Origin of the sequence: Sphingomicrobium astaxanthinifaciens (genome assembly GCF_022865105.1) — a bacterium.
Taxonomy (GTDB): domain Bacteria; phylum Pseudomonadota; class Alphaproteobacteria; order Sphingomonadales; family Sphingomonadaceae; genus Sphingomicrobium; species Sphingomicrobium astaxanthinifaciens.
In genome coordinates this window covers 246,696-262,816 of the sequence record NZ_JAKNYM010000001.1, presented here as the reverse complement: position 1 = coordinate 262,816, position 16,121 = coordinate 246,696, and the positions used below count along the sequence as shown (strand labels likewise).

At 54.4% G+C, this 16,121-nt stretch carries 16 protein-coding genes; 13 read left to right on the top strand and 3 right to left on the bottom strand.

Going from position 1 to position 16,121, the window contains the following annotated elements:
• Window positions 1-18: 18 nt before the first annotated feature.
• A complete protein-coding gene (locus L8951_RS01280; protein ID WP_244381193.1) occupies window positions 19-231 on the bottom strand; it encodes a transcriptional regulator in 213 nt (70 codons plus the stop codon).
• A 155-nt stretch (window positions 232-386) separates the two neighbouring features.
• Here L8951_RS01280 and L8951_RS01275 point away from each other — a divergent pair, with 155 nt between their 5' ends.
• Genes L8951_RS01275 through L8951_RS01265 form a run of 3 tightly spaced genes read left to right on the top strand, consistent with a single transcriptional unit; the run spans window position 387 to window position 2,194 of the window.
• Window positions 387-641: a multiubiquitin domain-containing protein gene (locus L8951_RS01275; protein ID WP_244381192.1), complete on the top strand. Its 255-nt coding sequence runs from the start codon at window positions 387-389 to the stop codon at window positions 639-641.
• Window positions 616-1,809 (top strand): ThiF family adenylyltransferase, encoded by a 1,194-nt coding sequence (locus tag L8951_RS01270; RefSeq protein ID WP_244381191.1) that lies wholly within the window; start codon window positions 616-618, stop codon window positions 1,807-1,809. The genes L8951_RS01275 and L8951_RS01270 overlap by 26 nt, the downstream gene beginning before the upstream one ends.
• A complete protein-coding gene (locus tag L8951_RS01265; protein ID WP_244381190.1) occupies window positions 1,799-2,194 on the top strand; it encodes a ubiquitination-like system serine protease family protein in 396 nt (131 codons plus the stop codon). The genes L8951_RS01270 and L8951_RS01265 overlap by 11 nt, the downstream gene beginning before the upstream one ends.
• A 656-nt stretch (window positions 2,195-2,850) precedes the next feature.
• On the opposite strand, the gene L8951_RS01260 is transcribed toward L8951_RS01265, so the two are convergent.
• Window positions 2,851-3,465 (bottom strand): hypothetical protein, encoded by a 615-nt coding sequence (locus L8951_RS01260; protein ID WP_244381189.1) that lies wholly within the window; start codon window positions 3,463-3,465, stop codon window positions 2,851-2,853.
• Window positions 3,466-3,610: 145 nt separating this feature from the next.
• On the opposite strand from L8951_RS01260, the gene L8951_RS01255 reads away from it, so the two are divergent.
• From L8951_RS01255 to L8951_RS01230, 6 genes are all read left to right on the top strand, one after another.
• A complete protein-coding gene (locus L8951_RS01255; protein WP_244381188.1) occupies window positions 3,611-4,243 on the top strand; it encodes a hypothetical protein in 633 nt (210 codons plus the stop codon).
• A gap of 127 nt (window positions 4,244-4,370) precedes the next feature.
• Window positions 4,371-5,723, top strand: a complete 1,353-nt coding sequence (locus tag L8951_RS01250; protein WP_244381187.1) for an ankyrin repeat domain-containing protein — start codon at window positions 4,371-4,373, stop codon at window positions 5,721-5,723.
• Between the two features lie 72 nt (window positions 5,724-5,795).
• Window positions 5,796-6,767, top strand: coding sequence for a hypothetical protein (locus L8951_RS01245; protein ID WP_244381186.1), 972 nt, complete (start codon window positions 5,796-5,798; stop codon window positions 6,765-6,767).
• A 66-nt stretch (window positions 6,768-6,833) separates the two neighbouring features.
• The gene (locus L8951_RS01240) at window positions 6,834-8,237 is read left to right on the top strand and encodes an ankyrin repeat domain-containing protein (protein ID WP_244381185.1); all 1,404 of its coding nucleotides are present in this window, start codon (window positions 6,834-6,836) and stop codon (window positions 8,235-8,237) included.
• Window positions 8,238-8,298: 61 nt separating this feature from the next.
• Window positions 8,299-9,246 (top strand): tetratricopeptide repeat protein, encoded by a 948-nt coding sequence (locus tag L8951_RS01235; RefSeq protein ID WP_244381184.1) that lies wholly within the window; start codon window positions 8,299-8,301, stop codon window positions 9,244-9,246.
• A 7-nt stretch (window positions 9,247-9,253) separates the two neighbouring features.
• Entirely contained in the window at window positions 9,254-9,427 is a 174-nt protein-coding gene (locus tag L8951_RS01230) for a hypothetical protein (RefSeq protein WP_244381183.1), read from the top strand.
• 191 nt (window positions 9,428-9,618) lie between these two features.
• Here the strand turns inward: L8951_RS01230 and L8951_RS01225 are convergent, their stop codons facing one another.
• Window positions 9,619-9,990 (bottom strand): BLUF domain-containing protein, encoded by a 372-nt coding sequence (locus L8951_RS01225; protein WP_244381182.1) that lies wholly within the window; start codon window positions 9,988-9,990, stop codon window positions 9,619-9,621.
• Between the two features lie 261 nt (window positions 9,991-10,251).
• On the opposite strand from L8951_RS01225, the gene L8951_RS01220 reads away from it, so the two are divergent.
• From L8951_RS01220 to L8951_RS01205, 4 genes are all read left to right on the top strand, one after another.
• A complete protein-coding gene (locus L8951_RS01220) occupies window positions 10,252-11,310 on the top strand; it encodes a 3'-5' exonuclease (protein ID WP_244381181.1) in 1,059 nt (352 codons plus the stop codon).
• Window positions 11,311-11,771: 461 nt separating this feature from the next.
• The gene (locus L8951_RS01215; RefSeq protein ID WP_244381180.1) at window positions 11,772-14,609 is read left to right on the top strand and encodes a MobA/MobL family protein; all 2,838 of its coding nucleotides are present in this window, start codon (window positions 11,772-11,774) and stop codon (window positions 14,607-14,609) included.
• A gap of 145 nt (window positions 14,610-14,754) precedes the next feature.
• Window positions 14,755-15,291, top strand: a complete 537-nt coding sequence (locus L8951_RS01210) for a hypothetical protein (RefSeq protein WP_244381179.1) — start codon at window positions 14,755-14,757, stop codon at window positions 15,289-15,291.
• A complete protein-coding gene (locus L8951_RS01205; RefSeq protein WP_244381178.1) occupies window positions 15,291-15,881 on the top strand; it encodes a MobA/MobL family protein in 591 nt (196 codons plus the stop codon). The genes L8951_RS01210 and L8951_RS01205 overlap by 1 nt, the downstream gene beginning before the upstream one ends.
• Window positions 15,882-16,121: the final 240 nt, after the last annotated feature.

The following is a 16,121-nucleotide window of genomic DNA, read 5'->3' as shown; positions in this document are numbered from 1 at the left end:
CCCTTAGACCATTTTCACTCATACCATCATGATCTCGGCTTTGTCCTTCGTAGCTTCATTCTCGACGTAGAGTTTGTCGCCCTTTTCGACACGAGCCTCAAGCAGCTGGTAAAGGCGCAGAGCCTGCCGCAAGACCGCGGTTTTGCTCATGTCCTTTCGTGCGCTGAAGTCCTCAACCACCGACATTTCCGCGTCAGTAAGGTTGAGTGTCATTGTTCGTTTGGTTGCCATGTCCTCTCTCCATTCGGGGTCGCCAAAATACGATTCAAAGCCAAAATGTCAACACCTCATGGCTATTGACTAGCTACTGTCCAGCCATTATATAGCTAATTATTGATGAAGCGGCGCTGAACGTAGTGGCGTGTGACAGCATGAAAGGCAGCCCCATGGCTAAGAATGAAACGAAAGAAGTGACAATTTATGTAGAGGGCACTCCGCATCCGTGGTCGAAAGATGAGATCAGTTACGAGGAGGCCGTGACGCTGGAAGAGCCCAGCTACGCCGATAACCCCAACATCACCTATTCGGTGACCTACAAACGGGGTCAGGGCAACAAGCCGGAAGGCACGTTGGTCGCTGGCGCTTCGGTGAAAATCAAGGATGGGATGCGGTTCAGTGTTTCAGAAACTGGTCAGTCGTAATCAGGACCTCGCTCGACTTGTCGAGCGAGGTTACGCCGTCGCTTTCGATCAAGGTCACCTGATCGTGAGGGATATTCCCTATCTCGACTCCGCCGGGAATTTGCAGTCGGGCGCAATCGTTTCCAAGCTTGTGTCGGTCGATGGCGAAGTGATGCAGCAGCAGGATCACCAAATCTATTTCGCGGGATCGCATCCATATGATCTTCAAGGTCGGCAGATTCTGAATTTGGGTGGGGGGGCAACTTCCATCGCGCTGGCTGCTGAGCACTCGGACGTTGTTGTGCAGCGCTCGTTCTCCAACAAACCCAAAGCCACTGGAAAATTCGCCGACCACTTTGAAAAGATCGAGAGTTACGTAGCCATTATTTCGGGGCCGGCCATCGAGAAACATATGGTCACGCCATACACGTACAGAGCGGACAAGACTGAAGTTAAGGATGCGATATTCAAACTCCAGGATACCTTGACGAGCCGAGCCGGCATTGCTGAACTCAATGCAGGGTTCGCCGACGAAAAGATCGCGATTATCGGACTGGGTGGTACTGGCGCCTTCCTCCTCGATTATGCGGTTAAGGCGCGCATTCCAAACATCGTTGGCTTCGATGGCGACGACTTTCACGTCCACAATGCCTACAGATCGCCAGGAAAACTCGACGAGGCAGAGCTCGGATGCAAAAAGGCGGACGTCTATCAAGCGCGGTACGAGCCATTCCGCCATGGCCTCTCGCTAAGAGCTAACTACATCACGAGTGAGTCAGCTGAAGAGCTCGAAGGGGTGACGTTTGCTTTTGTTTGCGTCGATAAGGGTTCGGCCCGAAACGAAATCTTTGATCTATTGATCGAGCTCGGCATCCCATTCATCGATGTCGGTATGGGCCTAAAACGGAAGGATGGACCCATCAGCGGAATGATGAGGGCCACCTATTTCGAGCCAGGGATTGCAAGGGAGCTAAAGGCGAAAGGACTTGCCGAGACAGCAGATGGAGCGGACAATCTTTATCGCGATAATATTCAGATTAGTGAGCTCAACGCACTGAACGCATGTCTTGCCATGATCCGCTACAAGCAGCTTCGCGAATTTTACCGAAGCGCTGAAGCGAACATCAACAGTCTCTTCGAAATAGCAGATCTGAGCGTCATTAATGTGAGAACGATCGATGAACTTTGAGGTTGAGCGCGTCCATTTCATGCCGAAGCAACTCGAACCGGGGGTACTGTATGTGTCTGACGAGTTCGAGACCGCTGCGCATTTATGCGCGTGTGGCTGCGGTTCGAAGATACGTACGCCCATACTTCCGACCGAATGGCGTTTGGCCGGCTCGGACAAAAATCCGACGTTGCGCCCTTCAGTCGGCAATTGGCAGAGGCCATGCCGTTCGCACTATTTCATCACGAACGGTCGGGTAAAATGGTGTGCCCAGTGGACGGAAGAGGAAATCATGGCGGGTCGAAGAGCCGAACAGCTTCGCCGTGAGCGCTACTACGATGATCTCAATGCTCCATGGTGGAAGCGTTTTTGGAAGTGGATCGCGCGAAAAATCAGAAAGGCCTAGTCGCTAATGCTTCACTCCGCACAATAGTCGCGCAGAGTTCTAGATTTTGCGAAGCAAAGCCTCGGCAATGAAGCCATACTCCTAACCTTGGCGTTGTTCGCGTAGTGCCGGCACCTCAACAATGAGAGATCACGCGGTCCTAGCCAATCCGCCACCCCGCCCAGCGTCTGCTTTCCCAGCCTGCCATTTTACAACCGGACAGTCAGCTTACGGCCCAGAGGCGGTCGTTGGTGCCCACATTCGATATTTCGCCTGCCAGAAGAATGGCTTGATATTGAGGTTTTTGAGAAATGGTGCGCCCGGCGTAACAAAGATGGGCACTCAAATCATTGGGAAATTCAAGTCTGGAGGCGAAATTGATGTCCGCTTAGCGCCCGATTTCGGTGGTTCAGGGACGGGTGAGAGGCGCACCATATCGGTCATTCGCGAATGAAGGACGGGGCTTCCCGGGCGTTTGTCCCTTGCTGCTCTGATCCATTTGCAGGTGAAAGCAGATTTCTTTGCTAGGTGACGGGTCAAAAGTTCGAAGACGTTCTGTGCTAACGGCAGGTGCCCGCACGGCTCGTGCGATCCGAAAATACGAACGAATATGGCGCTGGCTAAAGGTCGGGTCTGTCCTCCTGCAAATACTGCCGGGCTCCATATCGTGCTTGAACCTACATCTCTCGTTCATGCAGCGCGAACCCACACTGCGTGGCAGCGTTCTTCAAAATTGCGATGAGTGGTTGCGTTTGAATTTCACCAGTTATGTCCGCCGTGATCGCCCTGTCATAAACGAAAAACCCTGGCTCAGTCGGATCGTCAATCAACTCCCGCCCACTAAAATATGTTTTTTTGCTCGTGATTATTTTCGGTTTCCCTTCCGAATTCTGCACTGCAATGACAAGATTTTTTGGAAAGTCTGCTGCCAGCGGTTCTTCCCCGTTCGTCTGAAACGGAAGTGTTATGAGCAGAAAGTCATCACCATCTTCGACGGTGAAATCAGCGACTTTCCAAGTTTCGGTCAGAGACTTGTTATTTTCTGGGACGATCGCACTGCTCTGCTTTGAAAAAGAAAATCGACAACGCCCGTCGTCATCGCGAGCGATGGCTACGCTGCCGACGATTTCAGTGTATAAATAGTCTTGGTGATAAGTGAGCTTGTAGCCATCATTAAAGCTCGCAACGTCCGCTTGCAGAGTGGCCCAGTCACCTCCCCTGTCTTGCGCATGGCCTGAGGAGCCAACCACGCAGAACAGACCGGCCAACAGCAATCCAGAATATTTCATCATGCCCCCTTGCATCTCTTTCCTTCGAGAAAGGCCTACTTAAATGTTGCCATTCTCACCGGTCAATCGCCATAGCCCTGATTATTGATGTTTCCATACTTTTCGACGAAAGTCGGTGACTGAATTAACCAGGATACAAGGGGTCGAAATGTTTATTTCTGTGGTCGCGGCGTCGATTTTAGTTGGCAGTCAACCTTACGATTCCGGTCCGAGGTGGAGGCAATTGCAGTCTCAAATAGAGGACATCAATCGAGATTGGAATGTCTCGTCAATTCACGAGAATGGCTACAAAGGACATTGGCGAGGTGAAATCAGTCTCGAAAGATATGCGGACAACCAGTGCATTGTTGAAATCTCCGGAAGATACGTTTACGATGACAAGCCCTCTAATCCGCCTTTTCTGCTAGAGGCTTATTCCGCAAACATTTCCGCTAGGCCAGGGGATACGATTTACTTGTTGGAGATCCCGTTCGAGCCCATAGCAGAGGAGCCGTTGCCCGCTGATTTTCCGAGAAACCTCTATGTTGGACATAAGAAATCAGATGGAGGACTTAACTACATAGTAATTAGGAATAAATATTTAAGTGGGCGCGAGGTGATCGCCGATAATAGTTTTCAATGGATGCCGATTTACTATAGAAAACTAGACGGTGATAACAAAGGCGATGTTGACACCCAAAAATATACGGATCTGTTCAGCTCGATCGGGCGAGAGTGCGGCTTCGACATAATTTCGAAAAGGCCCGGGCAGGCGGCGGAGCCCTCAGCAGCGAATCATTGATGCAATTCTCCGACGCTTGTGAGTGCTCAAGTCGTGATCTATGCTGAAAGACTGCAATCTCGATTATTGTATTGGGTCGAATGATGTGAGAGGTTGTCACGTCTAGATTCAAACTGGGATCAGTGTGATGCGGCTAAGCTTTTTCACCATTCTTGCACTCGCGAACGGAGTTTTTTTTGTTCAGCAGGATTCCATTCCGTCAGAGGAGATAGCGTACCTCAAAACCGTCAAGAACTCTGACGGTCGTTATATGCAAGTCTCGGTCGACGACGACACTACCTATTGGATCGAGGTCGCCAGTAACAAGCCTGTAGGCCGTTTTATTCGCTTCGACGAAGAACAAGGCTTCAGTACTGGGAAGTTCTCTGGTGGGGGTGCGAGAGTAACTCCGGGGATGCCCCCTCTTCTTATTGCGGTTCGATGGGAAGACCTATCGGTCTTGGAACAGGTGCTGGCAAAGAAGCCCGATCTCAATTGGGTGGATAATAATGATCGAACCGTGCTGTTTTACGCACTTAAGAGCCGTGACGAGGATATTTCCGAGACGCGTTTAGCCATCGCTCATGCGCTTATCTCTGCGGGCGTCGACGAAGATCATGAAGATGTATTCGGGAACACTGCCTATACGTCGTACGAAGCGAGCCGGAAAAGTTACAAGGCTTGGCAGGAGCGCCAACGCGGGCGGATCGAGGAGCAAGACCGAAAGCGGGCGGCCTACGAAGAGGAGCGTCGTCGACGCGAGGCGGAGCGCGAACGGGAGCGCCTAGCGGCAAAAGCTTGGGAGCAGGAGGAAGAGCGCCGAAAAGCTCAGGCTGAACGCCAAATGTGGGCAGGGATAGCGGGAGCTGTCGCCCAAGGCGCCGCGCGGATTGAACGCGCGTCGCGCCCTCCGCGGATACCAGGCGCTCCAACTTCTCGAAACGAGCGCTGGGAGCGCATACGTGAGCAGGGAAGGCAAAAAGCGCGATCGGAAGCAATCGTAGAGGCGGATATCGCTCGGGCGCGCGCCAAGGAGCGCCGGCGTGACCGCGTTCGCTCTGCACGCAAAAATGCTTCTCGCGACGCCGCCATGAGAACGGAATGGTTCGTCGATAGCCCGAATTGCCAATTTTCAGATACGTACGATGACGGTCGGACAAAGAAGACCTTCATGCGGCAATACGAACCAGCGGTATATGAGGTAACTTCGAGCTCTCCTCGTGCCGATTATGACGAATGGCGCAAAGGTATGTTGGAGAGCATCCAGCGTAGTTTTGAACAAGCGCACAACCTCGAGCGTCGTGAGGTCGCCAGCTTTGGCTCTTACTGTAAGGCTGAAACCAATTACCAAGCGTCTCTTTCAGGCGCATTGGAAGCCCTTCGAGATCGCAATGTTCAGAAAGAAAGCTGGTTGAGCTCGCACCGTCCGCGTGACGACTGGACGATCTTCGAATGGGATCCGATTTCCATCGATCTTAAGGGCGGCAAACGAATTCGCTAAACTGCGCGAACCTCGCGGTCAGTCTGGCGAAAGAGGTGGATCGTCGTAAATCTGACATAAATGGAGCCAAAAATGCGTATCCTTGCTCTTGCAGCCTACCTTAATTTGACGGCGGCCACCTCATCTGCGTTTGCACAAGTCGCAGATAATTCCGATCGAACTCATTGGGAAACGCAAGCGAAACAACACTATCTAGACAGTGTCGCCGCCCTAGAGGCCGAAAGGTATAAAGAAGCCCTATCGCACTTGATCAGCGCTCGTCGGGACTACCAAAAGTTCTCCGACAAGGCTTCCAATGCGCGATTAGAGCTTTTGCGAGCCGAAATCTTTTTGGGCCTAGAAAAGCCTTGGTACGTATCTTCTATATTGAGCTCTATCCCACAGTACTATGCAATGTCTGATCAAGCTCAAAAGGAATTGGTACGCTTAGAAGCGAAAGCACAAGCTCAGAAGGAACACCTTTTCCCCGAGCGCCTAGAATCAATCAATAAGAAGTTAAAAATTGCTCTCCGGCCCTTTAATTTTACAAGTAACATCAAAAGGCTCGACAAAAAAACCAAAGGACGCACAAAGAATCATGTAGGTATCTCGATTGTTGAACCCCATACGTCTGAATATAAATGCAAAATCTTTTACTCTCATCAGGCAAGCAAGCAATACTCGCGTCTCTCAGGAATTTGGGATAGTTATACCAGGGCTACCTATAATGGGTTTTTCTACACCGAGCCGGGAGATGGAATTGTATTTAGCTTCGAGAAAAACCCCAAAAACTCGCACCCCCTGTTTCGCGGAAGTCCTTGGTTCGGATTGTCTTCGAAAGGCGGGCCGCCGAAAACGATAAAAGTAATTGGGTTTGCTGACGAACGGCCTCAAGGCAAGCGGACAGGCTATTCGGGCGAATCTGGGATGCTCCCAATTTATACCGCTTTTCAAGAAAGCCCGCAGGTCGGAATTGAGCAACACTTCCCTCTTATCAATGAAATTTTCGAAGAGATTGCTGAAGTGTGCGATCTGAAAAAGTCTACGATCGGACGCAGAGAGTAGTTAGACGCTGATGAGACTTCGCTAGCGTTGTCTTTAGGCTAATAGATGCTTTTGGAGGGTTTGGGCATGACACCTTATAAGCGATGGAAAACAATGCTGCTATTCGGGTCTACTGTCTTGGCGGGGCCCGCGCTCGCACAAGATAATTTTTGGGAAGGTGGTGGTGCCGAAGGGCTAAAGGCGGGAGAGGACGAGGCCAAGCTTGAGATATTGCCTCAACTCGTTGGCAATCGTGATTCTCAGGGGCGCCGGTGGGGAGTGGTTGGTGAGCGACATTCCACTGGAGCGTACATCCATTACAAACGTTTCGCTGCCGACAAAGAGGAAGGGTACAGTCTCCGCGTTTGGGCTGATGGCAGGATTGAGCCTCTTATGCGTAAAGGGGGCAGCTATTCACCCTTTGAGACTCCTCTTATACATCAGGCCGCGCGAATGGCTTCTCCCGAGTTAATTGATTTCGTTTTGGCCAATGGAGCTGATCTTCATGAAGCCCCCGAAGGCGTCACCGCGCTTTTCGTCGCTTACCCCGATGAAGGGGCCATTCCCGATTATCGTCTTGCAACGATCGACAAACTTATTGCTCTCGGGCTCGACCCAGAGGCAGAGATATATTTTGCCCCTGATGAAAGAAGCTATACCGCCGAGACATGGTTTATGAGGTGGTCGGATAGCGCTAAGGCCTCGCGGGAACAGTTCGCGGCGGACCGAGCCGCAATGCGAGAGAGACGTCTTCGCGCAGACGAAGCTCATGAGCGAGCCAAGGAGGCCGAGCGACGCCGTAAAGCGGAAGCTGAGCGCCGGATGTGGGCCGGTGTTGCCGAAACGATTGTGCAAGAAACCGCGCGAGGCGCCGCGCGGATTGAACGTGCGTCGCGTCCTCCGCGGATACCAGGCGCTCCAACTTCTCGAAACGAGCGCTGGGAGCGCATACGTGAGCAGGGAAAGCAAAAAGCGCGATCGGAAGCAATCGTAGAGGCGGATATCGCTCGGGCGCGCGCCAAGGAGCGCCGGCGTGACCGCGTTCGCTCTGCACGCAAAAATGCTTCTCGCGACGCCGCCATGAGAACGGAATGGTTCGTCGATAGCCCGAATTGCCAATTTTCAGATACGTACGATGACGGTCGGACAAAGAAGACCTTCATGCGGCAATACGAACCAGCGGTATATGAGGTAACTTCGAGCTCTCCTCGTGCCGATTATGACGAATGGCGCAAAGGTATGTTGGAGAGCATCCAGCGTAGTTTTGAACAAGCGCACAACCTCGAGCGTCGTGAGGTCGCCAGCTTTGGCTCTTACTGTAAGGCTGAAACCAATTACCAAGCGTCTCTTTCAGGCGCATTGGAAGCCCTTCGAGATCGCAATGTTCAGAAAGAAAGCTGGTTGAGCTCGCACCGTCCGCGTGACGACTGGACGATCTTCGAATGGGATCCGATTTCCATCGATCTTAAGGGCGGCAAACGAATTCGCTAGGCCCGACACGCTAGTTCGTGCGCACTTATAAAGCGCTAATATGTCACTCGAGGATTATCTAATGAAAGCTGCTGATTGGTCCGTTTTATGCGCGCTGGCCATCTTTCTGGTACCAGGCACGCAGGCTGCTGCTCACGCGCAGCTTGGCGATCTACGTCAGCACGACACCGGTCAGTCCAGCGAAAACGATGATCTTTCGCAGGCGAGCGAACTTTACCGCGTAGGCGATCTCATGGGGGCAGCAGAGATATATCTGAGTATCTATCAGGAAAACCAGGAAGACCCTCACGCCACCGAAAGCCTAGTGAGACTTAGCGAGATTCTTAACGAGTTGGGTCGGGAAGTCCAAACTTGCAAGGTAATTGAAGAGCTCGAAGAGGTTTACAGCTCGGCGAGTCTCTCAAGTTTTCGTAGTCGCATTGACTCTGAACGGCAGCAGGCAGGATGCGCCTATCTCAACCTAAACCCCTCCAGTAGCTGGACGGCTATCCAAGCGGGCATCAAGGCATTCAACCATCACTACAAATTAACGTACCATGATGAATTTTTAGATCATCAGGTGAAGGGATCAATATCCGTCACGCGCAACGACGATGGAGACTGCCAGTTCGAATTCGCAAGAAAGAGTGACTCTTTTACCTCCGATGATGGTTCCCACCTCGTAGGCACGAGTAGTCTCGCCAGATTTGAGATCGTGGAAGGGGAGGAGCTTCATTTGATTAATCTACCGTTCCAGAATGCCGCCGAAGAGCCTTTGCCAGCTGACTTCAAGAGGAATCTGGCAATAGCTGTTGTGGGACATGGAGGCGCACCAAGAGTGATCACGAGCGAAAGAACTAATATGAAGGGCCGGGAATTGCTCGATGATCCAGCAGATCGAATATTTTATCTATTCGATCCATCGATTACACCGGAAGTGGACGGGAAGATTAGGACTTTGGCCGTCAGGAAAATCTTAAAGAGTGCTGCCCCACTTTGCGGAATCACTGTGAAGGAAGTCAAACTCTGAGCTGGCGATGAGTACCAGCATGATTTTCCGGACCTACATGATCGGCATCACCGCGCTCGCATTGCCAAAACCCGCGCTTGCCTGTTCGATCGACGAGCTTCAGATCGCAAAATTACATATGAAAGTGCGGAAGAGCATCGCGCACGCGTTGAGCGCATCGGCGAGAACGACACGCTACTGATGGCATACCGGAAGCAGTTACGCGCTTTTGAGCGCGCGGACGATGTATGACTAGAGAAAGTCATCAGGTCCGAGCCCTAGGATCATTATCACGCGCGGAGAGTCACTGTACCCAGCTCCGGACACTGGATGCGGACGGTCGGCTACCGGCCCAATGGCCGACTAAGTTATAAGTTGGCCGTCATCTACCAGCTAGGCCGCTTTAGCGACGGGAAGCGAGTTCAACATTCGTATCATTGATTGAACCACAACATCGTTCGCCGTCGGACTGGGGTTATCCTCAAACCCCATCTCCCAATCCGGGAAGGCTCGAAATGCTGAGCGTCTATCATGAATGATCTTCATTGAGTGGTGACGAGGATCGCATTCAATTTTGCGCAGGAGATCGTTGACAGCGTGTGAGGGCCCTTCGAAGATCTGAATAAATCGAGACTTGGAGTGAATGAGCAGGCCGGTGATCTCGTTGGTCTCGTTTGCCCGGCGCGCTTTGCGCAGAAGAAGTTCGATCGACGTCGGTGACATCGGGCTGGTCGCGTAACTCGAATACATGATCTGTCGCAGCATCTTTTTCCCTCTCTGCAATAGGACTAAGAACGGCCACTGAGAGGAGAAATGAAGGCATCGAGGTCCTCAGCGAAGCGCATCGAATGTCTTCAATCCGGGCTGGGCATGACGGACTCGGGCAATCGCATTGGGGGGGAGGTCGCGGCGGTCGTTTGTGGCTCGCTTGGCCACGAATTCATATAATGCCGACGGTCCGTTATCGGCCCAAATTACGACTATCTAGTAAGTCAGTGACGGGCCATCAGAAATGCTCCTTTGCCATTGGCCGAAAACGTGAACGTCTCCAGTGGCAACTGCCACGACGCTATCTCAGCAGCTGTGAGGTCTGGCCATGGCGCAGGGCATACGACCGACTTCCTGTTCGAAGAATGGGAAGAGGTTGTCGATGCCTGGGGGGTGGTCGACCCCGATGACTACCAGAAGGTTCCCCGGCTCGGTCGGAAGATCAGGCTAGGTCAGAACCAGCGCGAGACGGCCTGGGAAGTATTTTCCTCTGTTCGTTCGCACCTCATGGAAAGCGGCTTGGTCACATGGGCTGATGCCTATGCGGAGCTTAGCCACCGTCTCCAGGCAGGCGAGGCCTTCCCTTACACGCACGTCGTTGTCGATGAAGCGCAGGATCTGTCGGTTGCTCAAGCGAAGTTTCTCGGCAAGCTAGGTCAAGCGCAAGACGATGCGTTGTTCTTCGCCGGGGATCTAGGCCAGCGCATATTTCATCTTCCGTTTTCCTGGTGTCGGCTCGGCATCGATGTTCGCGGACGCTCTAAGGTCTTGAAGGTCTGCTATCGCACGTCCCATCAGATTCGTTCTGTCGCTGATCGGCTTCTCTCAAACGAGATTGTCGACCAAGATGGTGTCACTGAGAGTCGGCGGGGAACGGTGTCCGTGTTCGATGGCCCCGCACCTGACGTGGATCTCTTTGAATCGCTCGAAGACGAGCGAGTAGCCGTCCGGGATTGGCTATCAAGAATGACCGAGCTCGGGATCGATCCCATCGAGATTGGTGTCCTCGTCCGCGATGCCCAGCAGCCTGATCGAGCCAAGGCGGCGGCATCCGAGGCGACGGGAGTGCAGGTTATGACCATGCACGATGCAAAAGGGCTTGAGTTCCGAGCCGTGGCCGTAATGGCGCTCGATGAGGACGTGGTCCCCTCGGCGCACCGTCTTGCCGAAGTGGGCGACCTCGCTGATCTTGAAGCGATCCACGATACTGAGCGTCACCTTCTCTACGTTGCTGCGACCCGCGCGCGCGACCACCTCTACATGAGTGGCCTTCGCCCAGGATCGGAATTCCTCGACGATCTTGATCTCTCCGGGTGACGCTTTGAGCCTCCAGCGGAGGCGCCACTCGCAGCTCAGGACGTTGCGCGTACCTTCAAGGGTAAGCGCGCGGGCACCGTTCGACCGGTCCTCGATGCGCTCACCGGCATCGGCATGGCTCGCCGACTCAAGGACGGACGCTACGCCGCCTGACGGCTTTGCCACCACCGCAAGAAGGAAAAGAAGGGAATCGGCACTCCTCGGTCGATCGAACATGAAAGAAGCGCAATTCCGTAAAGCTGAACGCATCAGTTTTACGGTGATTTTTGCACCGTACGCCCCCATGGTCAGCCGTTCACTTTTACGGCTTAAATATGCTGGCGTCGGCGACCGCGGCGGTGCGCTGGTCGGGACTGATCGATCGATCAGGGTTAACAGCTAAGTAACTTAATTTTATTTTAAAATCGGCTTTTCGAGGCCCTTGGGCGACTGATACAATTCGGTCTCGAGGGGGAAGTCGAGTGACTGAAGAGGAGATCGAACGCGATCGGTTGTTACGGCGGATGGCACGCAAGGCGCAGCTCGAGGAAGAAGAGCTCATTCGGAGCGTGGTGCGCATCCGGCCGCTGGTCGATGATCAGGAGAAGAAACGCGGCGGCGCCTATTCGCTGCCTGCCGACTTTCGATACCCGGTTGCCTATGACGGTCGTCCGATCAGTGCGTCTGGCAAGACGACTTTCCATTTCAACCTGATCAGCGTGTCTAAGACGGCAACCTACGGGGACGACAAGCGAGCCTTCGTTACCGTCATCAACTCAGGCACCGGAAGCGGCGAAGTCTCGGATCCGGGTGCCCATGAAGACTATATCGGCCGCGAAAGCGCTGTCATGGAAGTCGAGGCCGATGGCTATAGTGAATATATCGAGGCCGGTGCATCGAGTGCCCACGCCATCATCAGCAATATTTCCGACGACCCGGCGGCACGAAAGCGTTTTTGGGATGCGGTAGTACGAATGGAGCGCACTCCCCGACGGGATCGCGTGACCATCAACCTCGCAAAGATCCCTTCACAGCGGAGGGAGAGTTCCATCGATATGCTCGCCAAATGCAAGGACCTGTCGCAGGAGGATCGCGGGAAGCTGCAAGAGGTTCGCGAATGGAGATGGCCGGAGCCGACCGTCGAGATCGATATTCCGCGCAAATATTTCTATCAGTTCCGAGATAAACTGAAGCGCCAGGCCATCTGGACGGACGACCTTGCCAAGCTCCGCCGGGGGCGAGGTGGTCGCGTCCAGTATCGCATCGTTGCCGAGCTTCCCGATGGCATATCTGATGGCGCGCGTCTCGAAATTTTACAGGCCTTCGCGGCGCGCCTAGAAGCGCTCAAGGTGATGTACACGGCGGTTATTCACGAGCCTGACGAGCATAACGACCGCCGGAATTACCATCTCCACATCGCCTTCTACGACCGGCCCTGCAAATATCTTTTCGAAGAGGAATGCTGGGACTTCGAAATCCGCACGCCCGTCCCAGGGCAGCGAGGTCGATCGAAGGCGTCCAAACGCAACAATAAGAGCGTAGGCGTCGCGCAGCCTGCAGAAGGTCAATCTCCGAAGGAGCATGGGCGCGAATTCGTGAAGACCCTTCGATCGGACTACGCCTCGATCTGTAACGAGTTGCTCCGAAAGAGCGGCAGTAATCGCCTCTTCGACCCACGATCCTTTGAAGCGATGGGGATCGACCAAGAACCGACAGTACATCTAGGTCGGGCTGAGAAGCTCGACAGCGCGGGCGTCACGACCGAGGGTGGCATCCTGAACGCGCAGCGCACTTGGCAAGGTGCATTCAACCGTGCCGAGGAAACGCTCAAAGCCTTGATCGCCGAGCGCACGAGAGCCCTTAAAAGCGGAGATGCGGTCATCGCCGAGCTAAAGGCGCAAAATGCAACGCACACTAAGGCGGCCGATCTGATGGGCTCGATGTCGAGCCTCCGGGAGGTGGCGGACAACCTGTCGCGCTGGGAACGACAAGCGATGCAACTCCACTTGACGAAGGGCATGCTATATTCACGGGCCCACAAGACGGAGCAAAGATGCCGCAGACTGCAAGGCGGCGACGCGAGTAAAAAAAGCGAGAGGCAGCAGGATCAGTACGCTCGGCGGCTGGAGGAAGCCCAGCAATATCGAGAAATGCTCGATCGTGAATTCCTGAACGATCTCCAGCGTACGGAAATCGATCATGCTCGGCTCGAAGCCCTGCAACGCAAAGCAACGAAACTGGTAAGGGAAATTGATGCTTTGGCCCAGGCGATCGGCGAGACGCCATCGACCAAGGAAAGAATGATCGAGCCCACCAAAGAAAGTGAAGCCAAGGCAAAAAGTCGCTTCACTCAACGCGAACGCGCTCAAGTGAGCAACATGCACAAGGACCCTCCCGTCTACGAGCAACAATGGAACGAGATCATTAAGAAGATTGAGCGTGAGCTTCTGATCCAAGCGCCTTCCGGTCCCGCGGGCCTTTTCAAGGTACCGGGGATCTCGAAGGCAGACTTGGATGTGCTGATGAACCCGATCCTCATGGCGCGAACTCAGGGGCGTCTGAGAGCGATTTTCGAGCGTCGCAATGAGCGCGGCGAACCTGACGGCATTGACCGTACAGCTGGCGCGGTCGCGCAAACTAAATCGCCTCGAACGGTTGAGGCCCAACCGAAGCAGTTACCTGCGTCCGTGGATGGCAAATGGGGGCAACTCAAGGATCAAGCGCTAGCGAAGCACGCACAGGATCGCGAAGCCGCGCTCAACGGTTTCATGAAGCGCATCAAGTTCGCCCAGAATGACAATTTCGAGGTGGCTTTTCGCGATGGTGTCCCGCGCTTGGCACTTAGTGCGTTCAAACGCCTGCATCCTGACGACCGGTATTTCGCGAAATTTATGAAGGGCCCGATAGATGAGCGCGCCACCTCATTTCTGATCGAGTGCCGTGATCGCTTCAGCGAAATCCTGACGAGGAATCCCGACGCCTGCAAGGTCAGTGGGCAACAGGTATTGGCTCTGATGAAGAACTTCCCCGAGGACCTTCATCCTCACTTGCGTTGGTTGGAGCAGGATCCCGCGCTGAAATCGGAATTTGACCGCATTCGTGAGAGGGATCGCGTGGCTCGGGAGCGCGCAGCCGCCGAGCAGGACCACGAACGATCACGCGACCCTAGTCGGCAGCCGACAATCGAGAAGAGCGAGCACGACATGGCTCAGGATGCCGAGCCTCAGGCGGAAGACATCGAACGATCCAACGAGCTTGACGGTCATGACTTGATCAACGCGGAGATCCTTCGTCGCCAGAAGGGAGGGCGGGGGCGCTAGCGGTGCTTGCGCATCCACAACGCTATTGAAGGGAATGGAAGTCGGGCTTTTGACTAAGCCAGAATGAATGAAAGAATTTGGCAGACGCGACCTTGGGCTTGGTCGTCGCGGCTGCCGTGCAACCACCATCTCAAGGACCAAGCCAATGAATACTTTACCGCAAGAACTCGCTCGCCTGAAGCTCGAACCGACGCCTGAGCCATGCGCGCAGGCCAAACGGCTGATGCTCGCCACAGGGTCGATCATCGATGGGTTTCTCGACCAGGATCCGACAAGCCTCTCGCCGCTTCTCGAACACAACTATTTCCTGCCCGAAGCCAACCTGCTGATTGTCGGCACTGGTTGCCGGCGGCCGCTAGTGACGCGCGAGGCCATCCTCGTGTCGTCAGCAGTGGAGAGCGATCTCCTCATCGTTCGAGCCAATGACCGACCGGGGCGGGCCACGTTCGACGTCAAGCTGCTCGCGAGCGAGCTTGTGCTCTTTGCTTATCAGCTCTGGATCCCGCAACCCACAGGCACAGCGTGGCTGGTGCCTAGTGTCGGCGAGGGGCCATGCGTCCGGCTCGAGCAGGAAGGACTCATCGTGGAGCAACATCCGCCATATCTCGACTGGGCTGACCGTCATCGCGGCATCCTGTTCGGCGCCGAATATCTGTCGATCGCGGCGCAGGGGTGGTTCTGATGACCAATCGCAAGGCCACCAAATCGAAAACAATCGCGCTCAAGCCGTTCTGGGAGGGCGATGCCGACGACCCGTTCAGTTTCGCCCGCTTCAACTGGGAAGAGGGATTGGGCGAACGGGAGAGCATCGCGCCGATGTTTCTCGCGAAGCGCCGACCGGGAGCGAAGGAGGGGAATGTCGACACCGCAGAGCGGGTCGAGCTGCTCCTGCCCGCTGATGCCCCCGAAATCTACGCAGATCCTGACTTCCTCGTCAGCGATTATGAAAAGTCGCTTTCGGCGAAAGACCGGCTAGCCTTCGCGCAGGTCACCATGCGCTTCGCAGAGGCGATGAACCTCCACGGGCCCTATGAAGTCGCGAGGCAGTGGCTGCGCGAGCAATATGTGAAGGGCAGGGGCCTTCCGCTCCTGCTGGTGCTCCATGCACCATTTCGCATGGGCAGCGACAATGCGCCGCACGTTCATGCGATGGTGCTGCCACGAAAGCTGACCAGGTTCGGGTGGAGCAAGGTCGATCGCCGGCTGGGCTCGGATGGTGATCGGGCCACCGCGCGCGAGGCCTGGTTGGCAACCGCCGCCGAGCAGCTATGATGCCGACAAGAGGTGCGAATGGGTCGCAATAACTGTGCCCCTAAGTGTGCCTCTAGCTGTGCCCCTAGGGCGTAGCGCCCCATGCTGATCCGTTTGTTTTCAGTGACTTAGAAAGATTATGGCTGGGGCGTAGAATCCTGCCACCCCAGCCATTTTTCATTCAAGTCGCTGAAACATCTGGAAAAGCCCACCAGCCGGTGAGTGGTTTGCCCCAGATTGTACCCCTCACTGTGCCCCCTA